The following is a 17349-nucleotide window of genomic DNA, read 5'->3' on the forward strand; positions in this document are numbered from 1 at the left end:
GGCCTGCCGGTTTCGTGGCCTGCCGGTTTCGTGGCTTCACGGCCTCGGGCAGCGGCGGGGCTGCGGGGAGGGCGGCGGCGCGCGGGGCGCGCGTCACGCGGGCCCGGGCGTTTGATTCCTTACCATCCCTTTTATGCGTTTTCTGGGTGCGGGAGCGAAGCGGGTCGCTGCGTGGAGACGGGACCCGGTACTCCTGGCTCCGGTCGTGCTGACGGTGGCCATCGGCCTCGTGGCGGTGCTGACGCCGCGCGACCTCCCTTTCACACGGCTGCTCGTGGTCGCGCCCGCGCTCGCCGCCTCGTTGTGGCGCGTGATGGGCACGCTGCTGCTGGGCGGCGCGTGCGCGCTCGCCGTGCTGGCGTACGCGCTCCTCGACAAGGATCACGAGTCGATGTTCACGGCGGGTGCGATCGTGGCGGTGACGCTCGCCGCCGCGTACGCGAGTCATCTGCGCACGCAGCGGGAGCGGACGCTGAGCGAGGTGGAGGCGGTCGCGAACACGACGCAGGAGGTCCTGCTGCGTCCGGTGGCACGGCACGTCGCGCACCTGGAGATCGCGACGCTGTACCTCGCGGCCGCGCCGCACGCGAAGGTGGGCGGGGACTTCTACGCGGCGGCGGACACGCCCTTCGGGCTGCGGCTGCTGCTGGGTGACGTACGGGGCAAGGGCTTGCCCGCGGTGGGCGTCGCCGCGGCGCTGCTCGGCTCGTTCCACGAAGTGGCGTACGAGGCGGACGGACTCGCCGAGGTGGCGGCGCGCCTGGACACGAGCATGGGCCGCTACTGCCGCTCCCGGGCGGGATCGGGCGCGGAGGAGTTCGCGACGGCGATCCTGGTGGAGATCCCGCGCGGGGGCACGCACCTGTCGTTCCTGAACTGCGGGCATCCGCCCGCGCTGCTCTTCCACGCGGACGTCCCGCGCAGTCTCGATCCGCCCACGGCGTCCCCGCCGATCAATCTCGCGGAGATCCTCGGCCCGACGTACACGGTGGAGCGGGTGCCGTTCGGGCCCGGGGACACCTTGCTGCTGTACACGGACGGAGTGACGGAGACGCGGTCCCCCGGGGGCGCGTTCTTCCCGCTGGAGCGGTGGGCGGGCAGGGTGCCCGCGGGCCTCATGCCGAACGAACTGCTGCGGCTGCTGCACCGGGCGCTGCTGGCGCAGAGCAAGGGGAAGCTGGACGACGACATCGCGTGTCTCGCCGTCCGGTACAGGGAGCGTGCCACCCCGGCGTGAGGGCGGCCCCCCGCCGGGTCTCCGGCGGGGGTGCCGTGGCTCGGGCGGGGGGTGCCGTGGGTCAGACGCCGTGCGGGGCGGGTACGGCGCGGGGGCTGCGGCGCGAGGCGGTGCCGGGGACGGGCGCGGAGGGGTCGCTGCCGAGGGCGATGATCTTGTTCTCGGCGTCGACGTGGACGACGCGCGGCACGAGGGTGCGCGCCTCGGCGTCGTCGACCTGCGCGTACGACATGAGGATGACGAGGTCCCCGGGGTGGACGAGGTGCGCGGCGGCCCCGTTGATCCCGAGGACCCCGGAGCCGCGCTCCCCCGGGATCGTGTACGTCTCCAGGCGGGCGCCGTTGGTGATGTCGACGATGTGCACCAGCTCGCCGGGGAGCAGATCGGCGGCGTCGAGCAGATCGGCGTCCACGGTGACCGATCCCACGTAGTGCAGGTCGGCCTCGGTGACGGTCGCACGGTGGATCTTGGACTTGAACATGGTTCGCAGCACGGGACACTCCCACGGGTAGGCTCCCTGCCTGCGTTTTTGCAGGTCAAGGGCTGTTTCTCCACCCTACAACGAGTCGCATGCGCGGGCAGCGGTTCCCAGGTCCTCCAGGACTCGCACTGACTGCTCGCTGATCTTCCTGACCCCGCCGGGCAGCCGGGAAGGCTCCGCCCGCTCACGCGGACCGCACCGCGGCGACGCCCCAAGGGTACGCGGCGCCCCCCCGCATCGAAAACCTGCCGAGCGGCCGTTACCAGCTGTGCGGCCCGCACCGGTCCTGTCGCTCTCTGTCCCTCTTCCCCGGCCGGTGGGACGGCGCCGCGGCTCCTCGTCCACGTGCTCCGCCTCGGCGGTGAGCCCGCCCCGGATCGGCCCGGGTGGCGCCGGAACCCGTACAGGGCGTGGGAGCCGCTGGGGGTCGGGGGGACCTCACCTCCAGCGCGGGTCGCCGTCCTCAGGCCAGTCGCGAGGGCGGGAGTCCGAAGGCGCGGCCGAAGGCGGCGGTGAAGGCCGCGGGAGAGGAGTAGCCGAGCCGGGTGGCGACGGTGGTGACGCTGTGCGCGGGCAGGAGCGGGAGGGCGGCGAGGAGGCGGGCCCTGGTCCGCCAGGTCGCGGGGCTCGTACCGGTGAGCGCGTGGAACCTGCGGTCGAAGGTGCGGGGGCTCATCGCCGCGGCGCGCGCCCAGTCCGTGTTGGTCAGGGCGGTGTCGGGAGCGGCCAGGTAGGCGCGGCACAGGGAGCGGAAGGGTTCCTCGCGCGGGAGCGAGACGGTGAAAGGGACGGGCGCGGTGCGGCGCAGTTCGTGCAGGAGGAGTGCGAGGAGCGCGCCGTCGCGTCCGCTGGTGTCGTGGTCGGGGCCCATCTCGTTCGCGGCGCGCAGGAGTTCGCGCAGCAGTGGGCCGACCTCGATCACCGTGCAGGACGTGGGCCACCAGGGAACGGCGTCGGGCTCGATGTACAGGCTCCAGGTGGAGACACCGCGCAGGTGGACCTCGTGCGGCGTCCCCGGCGGGATGCACACGGCGCGGTCGACGGGGACGGTCCAGGCGCCCTCGTCGGTCTCCAAACGCATGACGCCGGAGGCGCCGTGGAGCAGTTGGGCCCTGCGGTGGGTGTGCCGGGCGAGGACGTGATCCTGCGGGTAGTCGGTACCGAGCGGGAGGACGTCGACCGGGAGGTGGTCGAGGGCGTCGAGGGGGATGTTGTGCACGCCGCCAGGCTATGGCGAAGTCGCGAAGGATATTGCCCGGCCTGCGATTGCCCGCCAGGGGCCGGGTGCGATGTGCTCGGGGGGTGTCCGTACTCGTACTTCTTCTGATCGGTCTCGGCGTCGGGGTGACCACCGCGCTGTTCGGTTTCGGCGGTGGCTTCGTGACCGTCCCTGTCCTCACGGTCGTGGACGCCGGGCTCGGTGGTGACGCCGTGCGCGTGGCGACGGCGACGTCCGCGCTGGTCATGCTGGTCAACGCGCTCGTCGCCACGCTCGCGGCCCCGCCGCGCGCGCTGCGCGGGCGGCGGGCGCTGTTCGCGTTGCTCGCCGTGGGCGGGGCGCTGGGGGCGGTCGCGGGGCGGTACGCGCCGGGCCCCCTGCTGCGCTGGGGCTTCGTGGCGTACGTGGGTGTCACGGTCGTGGACCTGCTGGCGCGACCCGGTTTCCTGCGGCCCGCCCGCGCGGTGCCGGGGCGGGGGCGGGCGCTGCCCACCTGGCTGGGAGTGCCGATCGGTGCCGTCGCCTCGTTCCTCGGCGTCGGCGGCAGTGTGATGACGGTGCCGCTGCTGCGCAGGGCGGGGGCCCCGATGCCGGTGGCCGCGGCTCTCGCCAATCCGCTCACGCTGGCGATCGTCGCGCCCGCGCTGCTCGTCTCGCTCGGGGTGCGCGGGGCCACGCCCTCGGGTGCCGGGCTCGTCGGGGCGGTGGACGTCGTGGCGGCGCTGTCGCTGCTGGCAGGTTCGACGGTGGTCGTGGTGCTGCTGCGCCGTCGCCCGCCGCGGGTACCCGACGCGGTGCACGCGGGGGCGTACGTCGCGCTGCTCGTGGCGGCGGGGGCGACGGTCGCCTGGACGGGCTGACCGCTCCGCGTGCGGGGCGCGGGCCCGTAGAGTCATCCCTCTACGAGCCCCGATCGAGGAGAGTGGCGCATGGGCGTTCCCGCCGAGCTGGCCGCGGCGAAGTACGTCAGTCTCACCACGTACCGCAGGAGCGGTGTGGCCGTCGCGACGCCGGTGTGGCTCGCCGTGGAGGGCGAGCGGCTCGTGGCGTGGAGCGACGCGCACGCGGGGAAGGTGAAGCGGCTGCGGCACACGAGCCGGGTGAGCGTGCGCGCGTGCGACGTGCGGGGGCGGATCGCCGCGGGCGCGGGCACGTACGAGGGGACGGGCAGGGTGCTGGACGAGGCGGAGGGCCGGGTGGCGCGGCGGGCGCTCGCGCGCAAGTACGTGCTCGTGCGGCTCACGGACCTCATGCGGCGCCTTGTGCCGCGTACGAACAGGCCGGGCGTCGCGCTCGCTGTGGAGTTCCCCTCGTCCTGACCCCGGCGGGTCATCGCCGGTCCTCCTCCTCCAGTGCGGCCAGGACGCGGGCGGCGACGGCGAAGGCGGCGTTCGCCGCGGGGACGCCGCAGTAGACGGCGCTCTGGAGGAGTACTTCCCCGATCTCCTCGGGTGTGAGCCCGTTGCGGACGGCGGCGCGGACGTGGAGGGCGAGTTCCTCGTGGTGGCCGCGTGCGACGAGCGCGGTGAGGGTGACGCAGCTGCGGGTGCGGCGGTCGAGTCCGGGGCGGGTCCAGATCTCGCCCCAGGCGTACCGGGTGATGAAGTCCTGGAAGGGGGCGGTGAATTCCGTCGTCGCCGCCGCGGCGCGGTCGACGTGGTCGGCGCCGAGTACCTCGCGGCGCACGGTGAGCCCGTCGTGGTGGGCGGTGGAGCCGAGGTGGTCGAGGAGTGCGGCTGTGACACGGGCGGGCTGTTCGGCGGGAGCCAGGTGCGCCGCGCCGTCGATCTCGGTGAGTGTCGCGTGCGGGACGCGGTCCGCGAGGTGGCGGGCGTGGGCGGGGGGTGTCGCGGTGTCCTGGCGTCCGGCGAGGACGAGGGTGGGCGCGGTGATGCGGGCGAGAGCCTTGTCGTCCAGGTGGTACGCGGCGATCGCCTCGCAGCACGCGGCGTACGCCTCGGGGTCGGCGGCGCGCTGGTCGGCGAGCAGGGCGCGTGTGGCATCGGTGGGGGTGTGCCCGGGGGTGAACCAGCGGGCGGGCGCGTTCTCGGCGAGCCAGCCGACGCCTTCGCTGCGGACGCGGGCCGCGCGCGCGTGCCAGGGCTCGGGGGTGCCGAAGTCCGCTGAGGAGCAGACGAGGGCGAGCGAGGTGACACGCGCGGGGTGGTGGGCGGCGAGGTGGGCGCCGATGGCGCCGCCGAGGGAGACCCCGGCGTACGCGAAGCGCGTGGCGCCGAGCGCGTCGGCGAGGGCGAGGACGCGTGCGGCGAGCGCGGCGACGGTGCGGGGCGGGTCGGCTTCGGCGGGGGATGCGCCGTGGCCGGGGAGGTCGTAGCGGATGACGTGGTGGCCGCGGGCGAGCGCGGGCGTCTGCGCGTCCCACAGACCGAGGCCGGTGCCGAGCGAGGGGCCGAGGAGGAGCGCGGGGGCCTCGGGGCGGCCTTCGGTGGTGTGGTGGAGGAGGCTCATGGGGTGTCCAGGGCGGTACGGCGCAGGGCGCGGTCGGTGAGGGCGGGCGCCGCCCCTGTGCGGGCGGCGGGGTCGAGGAGTTCTCGCAGGCGCTCGGCGGTGAACCCTGCGGGTGTGTCCGGGTGTGCGGCGAGGACGTCGGCGAGAGGGCGGTGTTCCGCGCGCGCCGTGCGGGACGCGGTCGTGAGCAGGGCGCGGGCGGCGGCCGGGCCCGTGTGCGGGGCGAGAGCGGCGAGGAGGTGTTCGGAGGCGATGAGGCCGCCGGTGAGGGCGAGGTTCGCGCGCATGCGGTCCGGGTGCACGCGCAGGCCGGCGGTGAGCGCGGCCGCCTCGTGGGTCGCGGTGCCCGCGAGGCGCAGGGCTTCGCGCAGGGTCTGCCACTCGGCGTGCCAGGCCCCCGCGGGGCGTTCGTCCTCGGCGACGAGGCTTCCGTACAGCTGGGCGGCGTGGGTGGGGAGTTGGCGGGCCGCCGCGGCGAGGAGCGTGGCGCGCACGGGGTTGGACTTGTGCGGCATGGCGCTGGAGCCGCCGCCCGTGCCCTCGCTCAGTTCGCCCGTGTCGGTGCGGGTGAGGAGGAGGACGTCGGCGGCGATCTTGCCGAGGGCTCCGCCGGTGAGGGCGAGGGCGGCGCCGAGTTCGGCGACGGGGGTGCGCAGGACGTGCCAGGGCAGCGGCGGGGTGTCGAGCCCGGTGGCCCGGGCGTAGCGGGCGAGCAGGTCGGGATCGGCACCGAGTGCGGCCAGGGTGCCTGCGGCGCCGCCGAGTTGGGCCGGGAGGCGGAGGGCCGCGAGGCGGTCGCGTGCGTCGAGTACGAGGTGGCGCCAGCCCGCTGCCTTGAGGCCGAAGGTCGTGGGAACGGCGTGCTGGGTGAGGGTGCGCCCTGTCATGGGGGTCGCGCGGTGCTCCTGGGCGAGGGCGTGGAGGTGCGCGGCGGTGGCGTCGAGGCCGGCGATGAGGTGGGTGCGGGCGCGGCGGGCGAGGAGCATGAGCGCGGTGTCGATGATGTCCTGGCTCGTGGCGCCGCGGTGCACCCAGGCGGCGGTCTCCTCGTCCACGGCGGCGCGCAGTGCGGCGACGAGCGGGAGGACGGGGTTGCCGCCGTCGTGCGCGCGGGTGGCGAGGTCGTACGGGTCGAAGCGCTCGGCGCGGGCCGCCCCGGCGAGGGCGGCCCGTACGCGGTCCGGCGCGCCGAGCGCGGTGGTGAGCGCGGTCTCGGCGTCCAGGAGTGCCTGGAGCAACGCGAGGTCGCCGGTCGCAGCGGCGACGGGGGTGCCGGGGCGGCCCGGGGTGAGCAGGCCGACGTCGGCGTCCTCGGGCAGGGCGCCGCTCGCGGGCGTGCTCCTTCCGGTTCGCGCGGGGCCGCGGTGTTCAGGCGAAGTCAAGGAACACCGTCTCCTCCGTGTCGTCCCCCTGGAGGCGGATGTCGAAGCGGAACAGGCCCGTGCGTTCCTCGTGGGCGAGGAGGGTCGCGCGGCGCGCGGGCGCGAGGGCGGCGAGGAGGGTGTCCTGGGGGTGTCCCGCGAGGTAGGCGCGGGTGTGGAGGTGGTGGAGGAGGCCGCGGGCGAGGACGAGGACGCTGAGGTAGGGGGCTTCGGGGGGCGGGGGCAGGGTGCGCAGGGCGTAGTGCCCTTCGGCGTCGGTGGGGACGCGTCCGAAGCCGGTGAAACGGGTGCCGTCGCGGCCGATCACGCGGCCGTCCACGGGGTCGCGGCGCAGTGAACCTGGTGCTCCGGTGCGGGAGTTGTCGGGCGCGGCCTGCCAGAATTCGAGGAGCGCGTCAGGGACGGGCGCGCCGGAGCCGTCGCGGACCGTGCCGTGCAGGGTGAGGGCGCGGGGGTCGCCGGGGGCGAGGTCGTCGCCGCCGGGGAAGGGGAGGGCGTACCCGTAGAAGGGGCCCACGGTCTGCGAGGGGGTGATGCCCGGGCGCGTCACGGTTGTTCGTCTCCTTCGGTCCAGGTCGCCGCGGGTCCGTCGAGGACGATGTCCCACGCGTAGCCGAGCGAGAACTCGGGCTGCGACAGGTCGTGGCGGTAGGTGGCGACGAGCCGTTCGCGTGCGGCCTCGTCGGTGACGGAGCGGAGGATCGGGTCGTACGGGAAGAGGGGGTCCCCGGGGAAGTACATCTGTGTGACGAGGCGCTGCGTGAAGGCGGTGCCGAAGAGCGAGAAGTGGATGTGCGCGGGGCGCCAGGCGTTGCGGTGGTTGCGCCAGGGGTAGGGGCCCGGCTTGATGGTCGTGAAGTGGTAGCGGCCGTCGGCGTCGGTGAGGGTGCGGCCGACGCCGCTGAAGTGCGGGTCGAGCGGGGCGGGGTGCTGGTCGCGCTGGTGGGCGTAGCGCCCGGAGGCGTTGGCCTGCCAGATCTCGACGAGCTGGTGGCGTACGGGGCGCCCGTCGCGGTCCAGGACGCGGCCGCTCACGGTGATGCGTTCGCCGAGGGGTTCGGCGGTGTGCTGGCGGGTGAGGTCGTTGTCGAGGTCCGTGATGTCGGTGAGGCCGAAGACGGGGCCGCCGAGTTCGACGGCCTCGGGGTCTCCGGTGACGGGGACCGGGGTGCGGGTGGGGTGGCGCAGGAGGGTGCTGCGGTAGGGGGCGTAGTCGCGGCGGGGGTGGGGGCCCGGGCCGGGCGGGAAGGCGGCCATCCGCGCGTCGATGGCGGCCTGGTCGGGTTCGGGCTGCCCGTTCATGGCGGCGGGCAGGGCGGTGTCGGTCATGGTCAGCGCTCCAGGACGAGGGCGAGGCCCTGGCCGACGCCGATGCAGAGACTCGCGAGGCCGGTTCCCGCGCCCGCGCGGGCCAGCTGGTGGGCGACGGCTCCGGCGATGCGGGCGCCGGACGCGCCGAGCGGGTGGCCGAGGGCGAGCGCGCCGCCGTACGGGTTGACCTTGGCGGGATCCAGTTCGGGGAGTTCGGCGAGGCAGCCGAGTACCTGCGCGGCGAAGGCCTCGTTGAGTTCGACGGTCGTGAGGTCGTCGAAGCCGATGCCCGCGCGGGCGAGGGCCTTGCGGCTCGCCGCGACGGGCCCGAGGCCGAACCAGCGCGGGTCGATGGCGGTGACCGCGCTCGCGCGGACGCGCGCGAGGGGTTCGCGGCCGAGGGCGCGCAGTCCGTCCTCGTCGGCGAGGAGGAGGGCGGCGGCGCCGTCGTTGAGGGGCGAGGAGGTACCCGCCGTGACGGTCCCCGCGGGGCGGAAGGACGGCTTGAGCGCGGCCATGACGGCGGGTGTGCCCCCGTCCCGTACGGACTCGTCGCGCGGCAGTTCCGCGCCGTCGAGCTGCACGACCTCGGCGTCGTAGTGCCCGTTCTTCCAGGCGCGGGCGGCCTTCTCGTGGCTCGCGAGGGCGTAGGCGTCCTGGGTCTCGCGGTCGATGCCGTGCTTCTCGGCGATGAGTTCGGCGCTCTCGCCGAGCGGGACGGTCCACTCGGGCGGCATCGCGGGATTGGTCATGCGCCAGCCGAGGGTCGTGGACCACAGCTCCTGGTGCCCGGCGGGGAAACCGCGCGCGGGCTTCTGGAGGACCCAGGGGGCGCGGCTCATGGATTCGACGCCGCCCGCGACCGCGATCGAGGCGTCGCCGAGCGCGATCGCGCGTCCGGCCTGGACGACGGCTTCGAGCCCGGAGCCGCACAGGCGGTTGACGGTGGTGCCGGGGACGGTGACGGGGAGTCCGGCGAGGAGCGCGGCCATGCGGGCCACGTTCCTGTTCTCCTCGCCCGCGCCGTTGGCGTTGCCGAGGAAGACGTCGTCGATCCGGGCCGGGTCGAGTGCGGGCGTGCGGGAGAGGAGGGCGCGCAGGACGTGGGCGGCGAGGTCGTCGGGGCGGGTTCCCGCGAGGGCGCCTCCGTACTTGCCGACGGGGGTGCGGACGGCGTCGACGACGTAGACCTCGCGGACGGTGCGGCTCATCGGGGCGGCTCCTGGGGGGCGGGTGCGGGGGTGGGGGCGGGTGCGAGGGCGGGTGCGAGGGGCGGGTTCATCGCGTCGTGGTGACGAGGTCTTCGGCGACCAGGAGCGCGGTCCCCGTGCGGTCCTGGATCTCCTGCGGCGTGACGCCGGGGGCGGTCTCGACGAGGCGGAAGCCTGCGGGGGTGACGTCGATGACGCCGAGGTCGGTGATGACGCGGTCGACGCAGCCCTTGCCCGTCAGGGGGAGGGTGCAGGTGTCGAGGAGCTTGGCGGAGCCGTCGCGCGTCGAGTGCTCCATGAGGACGAGGACGCGGCCCGTGCCGTGGACGAGGTCCATCGCGCCCCCCATGCCCTTGATCATCTTTCCCGGCACCGCCCAGTTGGCGAGGTCGCCCGTCGCGGAGACCTGCATGGCGCCGAGCACCGCGAGGTCGATGCGGCCGCCGCGGATCATGCCGAAGGAGAAGGCGGAGTCGAAGAAGGAGGCGCCCGGCGCGGTCGTGACGGTCTCCTTGCCCGCGTTGACGAGGTCGGGGTCGACCTCGTGCGGGTACGGGTAGGGGCCGACGCCGAGGATGCCGTTCTCGGACTGGAGGACGACGTGGACGTCTTCGGGCAGGTGGCTGGGGATGAGGGTCGGCAGCCCGATGCCGAGGTTGGCGTAGCCGCCGTCGGGGAGTTCGCGGGCCGCGCGGGCGGCCATCTCCGTACGGTTCCATGCCATCAGGAACGCACCGTCCTCTTCTCGACGCCCTTGTCGGCGGCCTGTGCCGGGGTGAGGGGCAGGACCCTGCGGACGTAGACGCCGGGGAGGTGGACCTCGTCGGGGTCGATGGCGCCGGGCTCGACGAGTTCCTCGACCTCGGCGACGGTGATCTTCCCGGCCATCGCGGCGAGCGGGTTGAAGTTGCGGGCGGCCTTGTGGAAGACGAGGTTGCCGTGCCGGTCGCCGCGGGCCGCGCGGACGAGGGCGAAGTCGGTCGTGATGGCCTCTTCGAGGAGGTAGTCGCGGCCCCGGAAGTCGCGGACCTCCTTGGGCGGCGAGGCGAGCGCGACGGAGCCGTCGGGCGCGTACCGCCAGGGCAGTCCGCCCTCGGCGACGAGGGTGCCGACCCCCGCGGGGGTGTAGAACCCGGGGATGCCGGCGCCGCCCGCGCGCAGGCGCTCGGCGAGGGTGCCCTGCGGGGTGAGTTCGAGTTCGAGTTCCCCCGAGAGGTACTGGCGGGCGAACTCCTTGTTGTCACCGACGTACGAGCCCGTGACGCGCGCGATGCGTCCGGCGGCGAGCAGGATGCCGAGCCCGCCCCCGTCCACGCCGCAGTTGTTGGAGACGATCCCGAGCCGGCGCGCACCGCTCGCGTGCACCGCGTCGATCAGGACGTTCGGGACCCCACTGAGCCCGAATCCCCCCACGGCGAGCGAGGCGCCGTCGCCGATCCCTGCGACGGCCTCCGCGGCCGAGTGAACCACTTTGTCCATGCTGTCCGTCCGCACTGTCCGTTTCACGCCATCCACCCACCAGGGGGGTGTTCGCCTGGTGAACTTTTGTTCATTTCTTTCGACGCGGGGAGTCTCCGCCGCCCCCACTCCGCTTGTCAACCACTCCCCCGGCGCGAGACCGCCCCGGCCCCTGCGATCTTCGATGGTAGAATGGTATGACACTTAACCCTTGAGGGAGCGTCAACCGGAGAGGACCCCCGCGATGCCGTCCGACCACCAGCCCCCCGGTCCCGGCCTGCCCCCGGACCGCCTCGGCCCCCCGCCGCACCACGAAGGGACCCTGATCGTCGGCGCGAGCCAGGCCGGGCTCCAGCTCGCCGTGGCCCTGCGCCAGGCGGGCGACACCTCGCCCCTCCTCCTCGTGGGCGAGGAGCCGCACGCGCCCTACCAGCGCCCTCCCCTGTCGAAGGAGTACCTGAGCGGCGAACTCGCCCCGGAGGCACTCGCCTTGCGCACCCCCGCCTTCTACGCCGAGCAGGGCATCGAACTGCTCACCGGCGAGCGCGTGACCTCCGTGACCCTCGCGGACGGGCGGGGCACCGCGCGCACCGCCCGCGGGCGCGCGCTCGGTTTCACGCGCCTCGCCCTGACCGTCGGCGCCGCGCCCCGGCGTCTGGACGTGCCGGGTGCCGGGCTCGACGGGGTGCTCACGCTGCGGGACAGGGACGACGCGGTGCGCCTGCGCGAGCGGCTCGCCGACGCGCGCCGCGTCGTGATCGTCGGCGGCGGATTCATCGGCCTGGAGACCGCGGCGGCCGCCCGGGCCAGGGACAAGGACGTCACGGTCGTCGAGGCGGGCCCCCGGCTCATGGGCCGCGCCGTGGCGCCGGCGGTCTCCGCCGCCTATCGCGCCGCGCACGAACGGCGCGGCACCCGCGTGCTGCTCTCGGCCGCCGTCACCGGGTTCACCGAGGGCGCCCCCGGGCGGGTCGCCGGGGTCCGGCTCGGCGACGGGCGGGTGCTCCCCGCCGACGTCGTGCTCGTCGGCGCCGGAGCCCTCGCGCGCACGGGGCTCGCCGCCCAGCTCGGGCTCGCGTGCGCGGGCGGCATCGTCGTCGACGCCGCAGGGCGCACGAGCGTGCCGGGGGTGTGGGCGGCGGGCGACTGCACCGTGGCGCCGCACCCGCAGACGGGCGAGGGGCAGGTGCGGATCGAGTCGGTGCAGAACGCGGTGGCCCAGGCGAGCGCCGTCGCCGCCTCGATGTGCGGTGCGCCGCCGCCCAAGGCGCAGGTGCCGTGGTTCTGGTCCTTCCAGGGCGACCTCAAGCTCCAGATCGCCGGCCTGAGCGCCGGTCACGACGCCACGGTCGTACGCGGGGACCCGGACAGCGAGCGGTTCAGCGTGCTGTACTACCGCGCCGGTGCGCTGCTCGCCGCGGACTGCGTCAACAGTCCCGCGGACTACATGGTGGTGCGCAAGGCGCTCGGCCAGGGCCTCTCGATCCCGCCGGGGGCCGCCGCCGACTCCTCGGTCCCGCTCAAGCGCGCGCTCCCGGCCCCCGGTGCCCCGCGCACCGCGGCGGCCGCCTGACCCCGACGGCGAAGGCCCCGGTCCCCGGCGCGAGGGGGACCGGGGCCTTCGCCGTCGTCAGATCACCGCGGACTCCAGGGACTCGGGGACGAAGAGTTCACGCGGCGTGCGGCGGGTGCGGGACAGGCCCTGCTCGTGGTGGTAGCGCAGGAAGGTGTCGAGCACCCCGGCGTTGGCGTCGAGCCCGTACGACCAGTAGTCGCGTCCCAACAGGCTTCTGGCCTCCTCCAGTTGGGGAGTCAGCCAGGGCAGCATGAAGCGGAGCGCCGAGGTGTCGTAGAGGCTGTCGTAGGCGAGGTCGCGGGAGCGGTGCAGGGCCTTGTACAGGGACTGCGCGACCCAGGGGTGGCGGGTGTGGAGTTCGCGGCGCAGGACGACGACGTGCATGATCGGGAAAATGCCGGTGTCGGCGTAGTAGGCGCGCTCGGCGCCCTCGACGTCGTCGAAGACCCGGGCGACGCGCGGGTCCCCCGCGGCGAAGGGGCTCGGCACGCGCGGGGTGCACAGCGCGTCGATCTCGCCCTCGGCGAGCATCGCAGCGAGGGTGCGGCCGGCCGGTGCCTCCTCGGTGCGCAGCCCGGGCGGAAGGTCCACGCGGGCCTTCTCGACACGCCCCGGGGTCTCCTGGCCGCCGGTCACGTAGGTGACCGAGTCGAGCGGGACGCCGTGGCGGTCGGCGAGGATGCCCCGCATCCACACACATGCCGTGAGCTGGTACTCGGGGGTGCCGACACGTGTGCCCCGCAGGTCCTCGGGGCGCTCGATGCCCGCGCCCGTGTTCCGGTAGAGGGCCCCGTGGCGGAACATGCGCGAGGTGAAGACGGGCAGCGCCACGAAGGGGGGTTCGGGGGCGTCGAGGGTGTGCACGTACGTGGACAGGGACATCTCGGCGACGTCGAACTCCTGGTGCCGCAGCATCCGGAAGAAGGTCTCCTCGACCGGGAGCCGCAGGTAGGTGAGGTCGATGCCGTCGGGGCGCACCTCGCCCTCGGCGAGTGCGCGGGTGCGGTCGTAGTCGCCGCAGGCGAAGCTGAGCGCGAGCCGGGACACGGCGCTCACCGTCCCTGGGCGCGCAGGAGCGCGTCGAGCCGCGGGTAGACGCGCCGCGCGTTGTGCTCCTGGACGCGGGCGAGGTCGTCGGGGGCGAGCCCCGCGCGGGCGAGGTAGTGCCCGGTGTCGTCCCAGGCGACGCCCGTCGCGGGGTCCTCGCCGCGTACGGCGCCGAGCATCTCGGAGGCGAAGAGGACGTTGCGCGCCGGCAGTACCCGGGTGAGCAGGTCGACACCGGCCTGGTGATAGACACACGTATCGAAGAACACGTTGTCGAGCAGGGTCTCGGGACCGGGCCTGCCGAGCCGTGCGGCGAGTCCCCGGTAGCGGCCCCAGTGGTACGGGACGGCGCCGCCGCCGTGCGGCAGGACGAGGCGCAGCCGCGGGAAGCGGGTGAAGAGGTCGCTCGTGAGGAGCTGCGTGAAGACGGAGGTGTCGGCGTTGAGGTAGTGGGCGCCCAGGGTGTGGAAGTGCGGGTTCAGGGAGGTGGAGACGTGGACCATCGCGGGCACGTCCAGCTCGCAGAGCGCCTCGTAGAGCGGGTACCAGTACGGGTCGGTGAGCGGTGGCCCGTCCCAGCGGCCGCCGGAGGGGTCGGGGTTGAGGTTGGCGCCGACGAAGCCGCGTTCGGTGACGCAGCGGCGCAGTTCGGCGACGACGGGCGCGAGGGGGCCCGCGGGGGTCTGCGGGAGCTGGCAGACGGGAGCGAAGTGCGCGGGGAAGAGGGTCGTGACGCGGTGAACGAGGTCGTTGGAGACGCGGGCCCAGGCGTTCGCTGTGGCCTGGTCGGCGACGTGGTGCTCCATGCCGGAGGCCTTGGGCGAGAAGAGCATCAGGTCGCCGCCGCGGGCGCGGAGCACCGCGAGCTGGTGCTCCGTCACGCTCTCGCGCAGTTCGTCGTCCGAGGGCTCGGCGAAGGAGGGGGCGGGCGCCGCGGTGTCGGTGAGGCGGTCGAGCTGGGCGCGGCGGTAGGCGGCAAGTTGCTTCGGTGCGGTCGTGTAGTGGCCGTGGATGTCGATGATCATCGTGCGGGGTCCTCCGCCTCGGGGTGGTCGCGGTAGGTGAGGCCCTTCGCCGCGAGGCGTTCGCGCATGGCGCCCGTGTCGAGGCTGAGCGCTCCCGCGCGGTAGCGGGCGCGCGAGGTCTCCTCCTTCGCCTCCCTCGCCAGCGAGGCGTCGATGACGTCCTTCGCGCGGGTGCGCGGGACGACCACGACGCCGTCGTCGTCGGCGAGTACGAGATCTCCCGGCGTGACGAGGCCGCCCGCGCAGACGAGGGGCACGTTGACGTCGCCGAGCGTCTCCTTGACGGTCCCGTAGGCGCTGACGTGCCGGGCCCAGACGGGGAAGCCCATCGCGCGCAGTTCGGCGATGTCGCGGCAGCCCGCGTCGATGACGATGCCGCGCACCCCGCGCGCGGCGAGCGCGGTGGCGAGCAGTTCGCCGACGTACCCGGCGGCGGAGGCCGAGGTCGGAGCGACGACGAGGAGGTCGCCGGGGCGGCACTGCTCGACGGCGACGTGGATCATCCAGTTGTCGCCCGGCGGCACGCTGACGGTGACGGCGGTGCCGCAGACGCGGGCGCCGGGGTAGACGGGGCGCAGGGCGGGGTCGAGGAGTCCTGTCCTGTCCTGGGCCTCGTGGACCGTGGCGACGCCGAGACCGGCGAGGGCGTCGGCGTGGGCGAGCGGGGCGCGGGGCGGGTTGCGGACGACGAGGCTCATGCGGCCTCCGCCCAGGGCAGCAGCGAGACGTGGACGGCCCCGGCGCCCTCGCCGTCGTCGAACTCGCCGGCGACGGTGCGCAGGGCGCGGTCGGTCTCGGCGAGCGGGAAGCTGTGCGTGGCGAGGCGTTCGAGCGGGAAGCGGCCGGACGCGAGCTGTTCGAGGGCGAGTTCGCAGGCGCGGTAGCCGTGGCCGCGGGCGCTCTTGAGCGCGATGGACTTCTCGGTGAGCTTCTTGAGCGGGAAGTCGGGGAAGGCGGCGAGTTCGCCCTGGACGACCATCGTGCCCTCGCGGCGCTTGAGTGCGTCGATGCCGAGGAGTACGGGGGCCGTGCCGGCGCCCGCCGTGCAGTCGAGCACGACGTCGACGCCGCGCCCGCCGGTCAGCGCGTGGACCTGGGCCAGGGGGTCGTCGGCGGTGACGTCGATGGTGTGGTCGGCGCCGAGCGCGCGGGCGAGTTCCAGGCGCGCGGCGTCCCTGCGCGTACCGCTGACGATGACGAGCGAGGCACCGGCCTGCTTGCAGGCGACGACCTGGGACAGGCCCTGCTGGCCCGGGCCCTGGATGAGGACGGTCGACGCGTAGCCGACACCCGCGGTGTTCAGGGCCCATTCGATGCCGTTGGACAAGGGCGTGACCAGTCCGGCGAGTTCGGGTGTGACCGAGTCGGGGACGCGGTGCGTGACGGCGTTCCACGGCAGGTAGAGGTACTGGGCGAAGCCGCCCCACAGGTGGTACGGGCGCTCGGCCGATGTGTAGCCGTAGCGGCGCGCGTCGGGGTTGGTGCGCCAGTCGGTGTACTCGCAGTGACGGTACTCGCCCGCGTGGCACCAGGCGCAGCGGAAGCAGCCGACGTAGTGCTCGACGAAGACCCTGTCGCCCTCGCGCAGGCCCTTGCGCGCGGTGAACTCGCGGCCCGCGCGGGCGATCACGCCGACGTTCTCGTGGCCCATGATCACCGGGTCGGGGAAGGGCGGCTTCCCGTACATCTTGACGTCGGTGCCGCAGATCCCGGCCACCTCGACCTTCAGGAGCGCCCCGTCGGGCGGGATGTCGGGCAGGGGGTATTCCCGCAGTTCCGTGGTGCCGGGTGCCGTGCGCACCGCGGCGAGCACCTGCTCGCTCATGGCTTCTCTCCTCGTACGGGGGCTGTTCGCGCGGCACACTACTCTATGGACTGATGGTCTGACCATGCTACCTTTCGGGGCATCACCGATGCGTTCCCGTCCGCGCCCCCGCACGAGAGAGCCGAGCCGCGTCATGGCCGTACCGCTGCCGAACAGCCCGTTGTCCGTACCGCGATTGAGGACCGTCACCCGCACCCAGGGCGCCACCGTGGCCCTGAAGAACGGCGAGGTGAGCCCGCACGGGCTCGCCCTCGACTTCGAAGAAGTGCCTGTCCTCGTCCACGCCTTCCGCCGCATGGTGCGCGAACTCGCCTACGACGTCAGCGAGATGGCGGTGACGACGTACCTCGTGGCCAAGGCGCACGGGGTGCGCTTCACCGCCGTGCCCGCTTTCCTCGTACGGGACTTCCACCACGGCGCGCTCCTCGTCGATCCCGCGTCGGGCATCCGCGAGCCGAAGGACCTGGAGGGGCGGGCGGTCGGCGTCAACCGCGGGTACACCGTCACGACGGGCGTGTGGGCGCGCGCGGTGCTCGCCGAGGAGTACGGCGTCGATCTCGACAAGATCACCTGGGTGCTCTCGGGCGACGAGCACGTCGCCGCGTTCAGGCCGCCGCACCACGTCGAGCCCATGCGCGGCACGCGCCCACTCGGGGAGCGGCTGCTCGACGGGGAACTCGCTGCGACGATCGGGGTCCCGCCGGCCGCGCCGCACGTGCGCCCCCTCATCCCCGACGCACGCGAGGCCGGGCTCAGGGCACTGCGCGAACGCGGCCACTGGCCCGTCAACCACCTCGTCGTCGTCCGCGACGACGTCCTGCGCGCCCACCCCGACGCGGGGGCCGAGATCTTCCAGGCCTTCGCCCGTGCCAAGCGCGCCTACGTCGAGCGGCTGCGCAGGCCGCTCCCCGAGCCCACCGCTCAGGACATCACGCTGCGCGAGGTGATGGCGACCACGGGCGCCGACCCCCTGCCCTACGGGCTCGCGCCCAACCGCGAGGTGCTCGACACGTTGCTGCGGCACGCGGTCGACCAGCACATCCTGGAGCGCGCGCCCGCCCTGGAGTCGCTCTTCGACCCCGGCACGCTCGACCTCGTGGGGTGAGGG

Annotated in this window: 18 protein-coding genes; 5 read left to right on the forward strand and 13 right to left on the reverse strand. The window is 74.3% G+C overall.

Annotation, left to right across the window (positions count from 1 at the left end; translation table 11 throughout):
* Positions 1-133: 133 nt before the first annotated feature.
* Positions 134-1237 (forward strand): PP2C family protein-serine/threonine phosphatase, encoded by a 1104-nt coding sequence (locus tag ACQYWQ_RS00275; protein ID WP_431031798.1) that lies wholly within the window; start codon positions 134-136, stop codon positions 1235-1237.
* A 61-nt stretch (positions 1238-1298) separates the two neighbouring features.
* Here the strand turns inward: ACQYWQ_RS00275 and panD are convergent, their stop codons facing one another.
* Together panD and ACQYWQ_RS00285 are read right to left on the reverse strand one after the other, a co-directional pair.
* Positions 1299-1730 (reverse strand): aspartate 1-decarboxylase, encoded by a 432-nt coding sequence (gene panD, locus ACQYWQ_RS00280; protein WP_431031799.1) that lies wholly within the window; start codon positions 1728-1730, stop codon positions 1299-1301.
* Between the two features lie 451 nt (positions 1731-2181).
* Positions 2182-2937: an AraC family transcriptional regulator gene (locus tag ACQYWQ_RS00285; RefSeq protein WP_431031800.1), complete on the reverse strand. Its 756-nt coding sequence runs from the start codon at positions 2935-2937 to the stop codon at positions 2182-2184.
* An 83-nt stretch (positions 2938-3020) separates the two neighbouring features.
* Between ACQYWQ_RS00285 and ACQYWQ_RS00290 the strand changes: the two genes are divergently transcribed.
* Together ACQYWQ_RS00290 and ACQYWQ_RS00295 are read left to right on the forward strand one after the other, a co-directional pair.
* A complete protein-coding gene (locus ACQYWQ_RS00290; RefSeq protein WP_431031801.1) occupies positions 3021-3797 on the forward strand; it encodes a sulfite exporter TauE/SafE family protein in 777 nt (258 codons plus the stop codon).
* Between the two features lie 69 nt (positions 3798-3866).
* Complete coding sequence (locus ACQYWQ_RS00295) at positions 3867-4256, forward strand: PPOX class F420-dependent oxidoreductase (protein WP_431031802.1); 390 nt, start codon at positions 3867-3869, stop codon at positions 4254-4256.
* Between the two features lie 10 nt (positions 4257-4266).
* On the opposite strand, the gene pcaC is transcribed toward ACQYWQ_RS00295, so the two are convergent.
* The 7 genes from pcaC to ACQYWQ_RS00330 form a co-directional block, all read right to left on the reverse strand.
* Entirely contained in the window at positions 4267-5406 is a 1140-nt protein-coding gene (gene pcaC / locus ACQYWQ_RS00300; RefSeq protein ID WP_431031803.1) for a 4-carboxymuconolactone decarboxylase, read from the reverse strand.
* The gene (gene pcaB / locus ACQYWQ_RS00305) at positions 5403-6725 is read right to left on the reverse strand and encodes a 3-carboxy-cis,cis-muconate cycloisomerase (RefSeq protein ID WP_431039019.1); all 1323 of its coding nucleotides are present in this window, start codon (positions 6723-6725) and stop codon (positions 5403-5405) included. The genes pcaC and pcaB overlap by 4 nt, the downstream gene beginning before the upstream one ends.
* Before the next feature lie 49 nt (positions 6726-6774).
* The gene (gene pcaG, locus ACQYWQ_RS00310) at positions 6775-7338 is read right to left on the reverse strand and encodes a protocatechuate 3,4-dioxygenase subunit alpha (protein ID WP_431031804.1); all 564 of its coding nucleotides are present in this window, start codon (positions 7336-7338) and stop codon (positions 6775-6777) included.
* On the reverse strand, positions 7335-8045 hold the full coding sequence (gene pcaH, locus ACQYWQ_RS00315; protein ID WP_431039020.1) for a protocatechuate 3,4-dioxygenase subunit beta: 711 nt from the start codon (positions 8043-8045) through the stop codon (positions 7335-7337). The genes pcaG and pcaH overlap by 4 nt, the downstream gene beginning before the upstream one ends.
* A 74-nt stretch (positions 8046-8119) precedes the next feature.
* Complete coding sequence (locus tag ACQYWQ_RS00320) at positions 8120-9310, reverse strand: thiolase family protein (protein WP_431031805.1); 1191 nt, start codon at positions 9308-9310, stop codon at positions 8120-8122.
* Between the two features lie 67 nt (positions 9311-9377).
* Positions 9378-10034 carry a 3-oxoacid CoA-transferase subunit B gene (locus ACQYWQ_RS00325; RefSeq protein WP_431031806.1) on the reverse strand — a complete coding sequence of 219 codons (657 nt, stop codon included), beginning with the start codon at positions 10032-10034 and terminating at the stop codon, positions 9378-9380.
* Positions 10034-10789 (reverse strand): CoA transferase subunit A, encoded by a 756-nt coding sequence (locus ACQYWQ_RS00330; RefSeq protein ID WP_431031807.1) that lies wholly within the window; start codon positions 10787-10789, stop codon positions 10034-10036. The genes ACQYWQ_RS00325 and ACQYWQ_RS00330 overlap by 1 nt, the downstream gene beginning before the upstream one ends.
* A gap of 223 nt (positions 10790-11012) precedes the next feature.
* Between ACQYWQ_RS00330 and ACQYWQ_RS00335 the strand changes: the two genes are divergently transcribed.
* A complete protein-coding gene (locus ACQYWQ_RS00335) occupies positions 11013-12341 on the forward strand; it encodes an NAD(P)/FAD-dependent oxidoreductase (RefSeq protein WP_431031808.1) in 1329 nt (442 codons plus the stop codon).
* 57 nt (positions 12342-12398) lie between these two features.
* On the opposite strand, the gene ACQYWQ_RS00340 is transcribed toward ACQYWQ_RS00335, so the two are convergent.
* The 4 genes from ACQYWQ_RS00340 to ACQYWQ_RS00355 are packed head-to-tail and all read right to left on the reverse strand — an operon-like array spanning position 12399 to position 16241.
* On the reverse strand, positions 12399-13400 hold the full coding sequence (locus ACQYWQ_RS00340; RefSeq protein ID WP_431031809.1) for an ABC transporter substrate-binding protein: 1002 nt from the start codon (positions 13398-13400) through the stop codon (positions 12399-12401).
* The gene (locus ACQYWQ_RS00345) at positions 13397-14416 is read right to left on the reverse strand and encodes an amidohydrolase family protein (RefSeq protein ID WP_431031810.1); all 1020 of its coding nucleotides are present in this window, start codon (positions 14414-14416) and stop codon (positions 13397-13399) included. The genes ACQYWQ_RS00340 and ACQYWQ_RS00345 overlap by 4 nt, the downstream gene beginning before the upstream one ends.
* Positions 14413-15114, reverse strand: coding sequence for a 4-carboxy-4-hydroxy-2-oxoadipate aldolase/oxaloacetate decarboxylase (locus ACQYWQ_RS00350; protein ID WP_431031811.1), 702 nt, complete (start codon positions 15112-15114; stop codon positions 14413-14415). Before ACQYWQ_RS00350 ends, ACQYWQ_RS00345 begins: the two co-directional genes overlap by 4 nt.
* The gene (locus ACQYWQ_RS00355; protein WP_431031812.1) at positions 15111-16241 is read right to left on the reverse strand and encodes a zinc-dependent alcohol dehydrogenase; all 1131 of its coding nucleotides are present in this window, start codon (positions 16239-16241) and stop codon (positions 15111-15113) included. Before ACQYWQ_RS00355 ends, ACQYWQ_RS00350 begins: the two co-directional genes overlap by 4 nt.
* 133 nt (positions 16242-16374) lie before the next feature.
* Here ACQYWQ_RS00355 and ACQYWQ_RS00360 point away from each other — a divergent pair, with 133 nt between their 5' ends.
* Positions 16375-17346, forward strand: a complete 972-nt coding sequence (locus ACQYWQ_RS00360; RefSeq protein ID WP_431031813.1) for an ABC transporter substrate-binding protein — start codon at positions 16375-16377, stop codon at positions 17344-17346.
* Positions 17347-17349: the final 3 nt, after the last annotated feature.

It is taken from the genome of Streptomyces sp. P6-2-1, assembly GCF_050613165.1.
Lineage (GTDB): Bacteria > Actinomycetota > Actinomycetes > Streptomycetales > Streptomycetaceae > Streptomyces.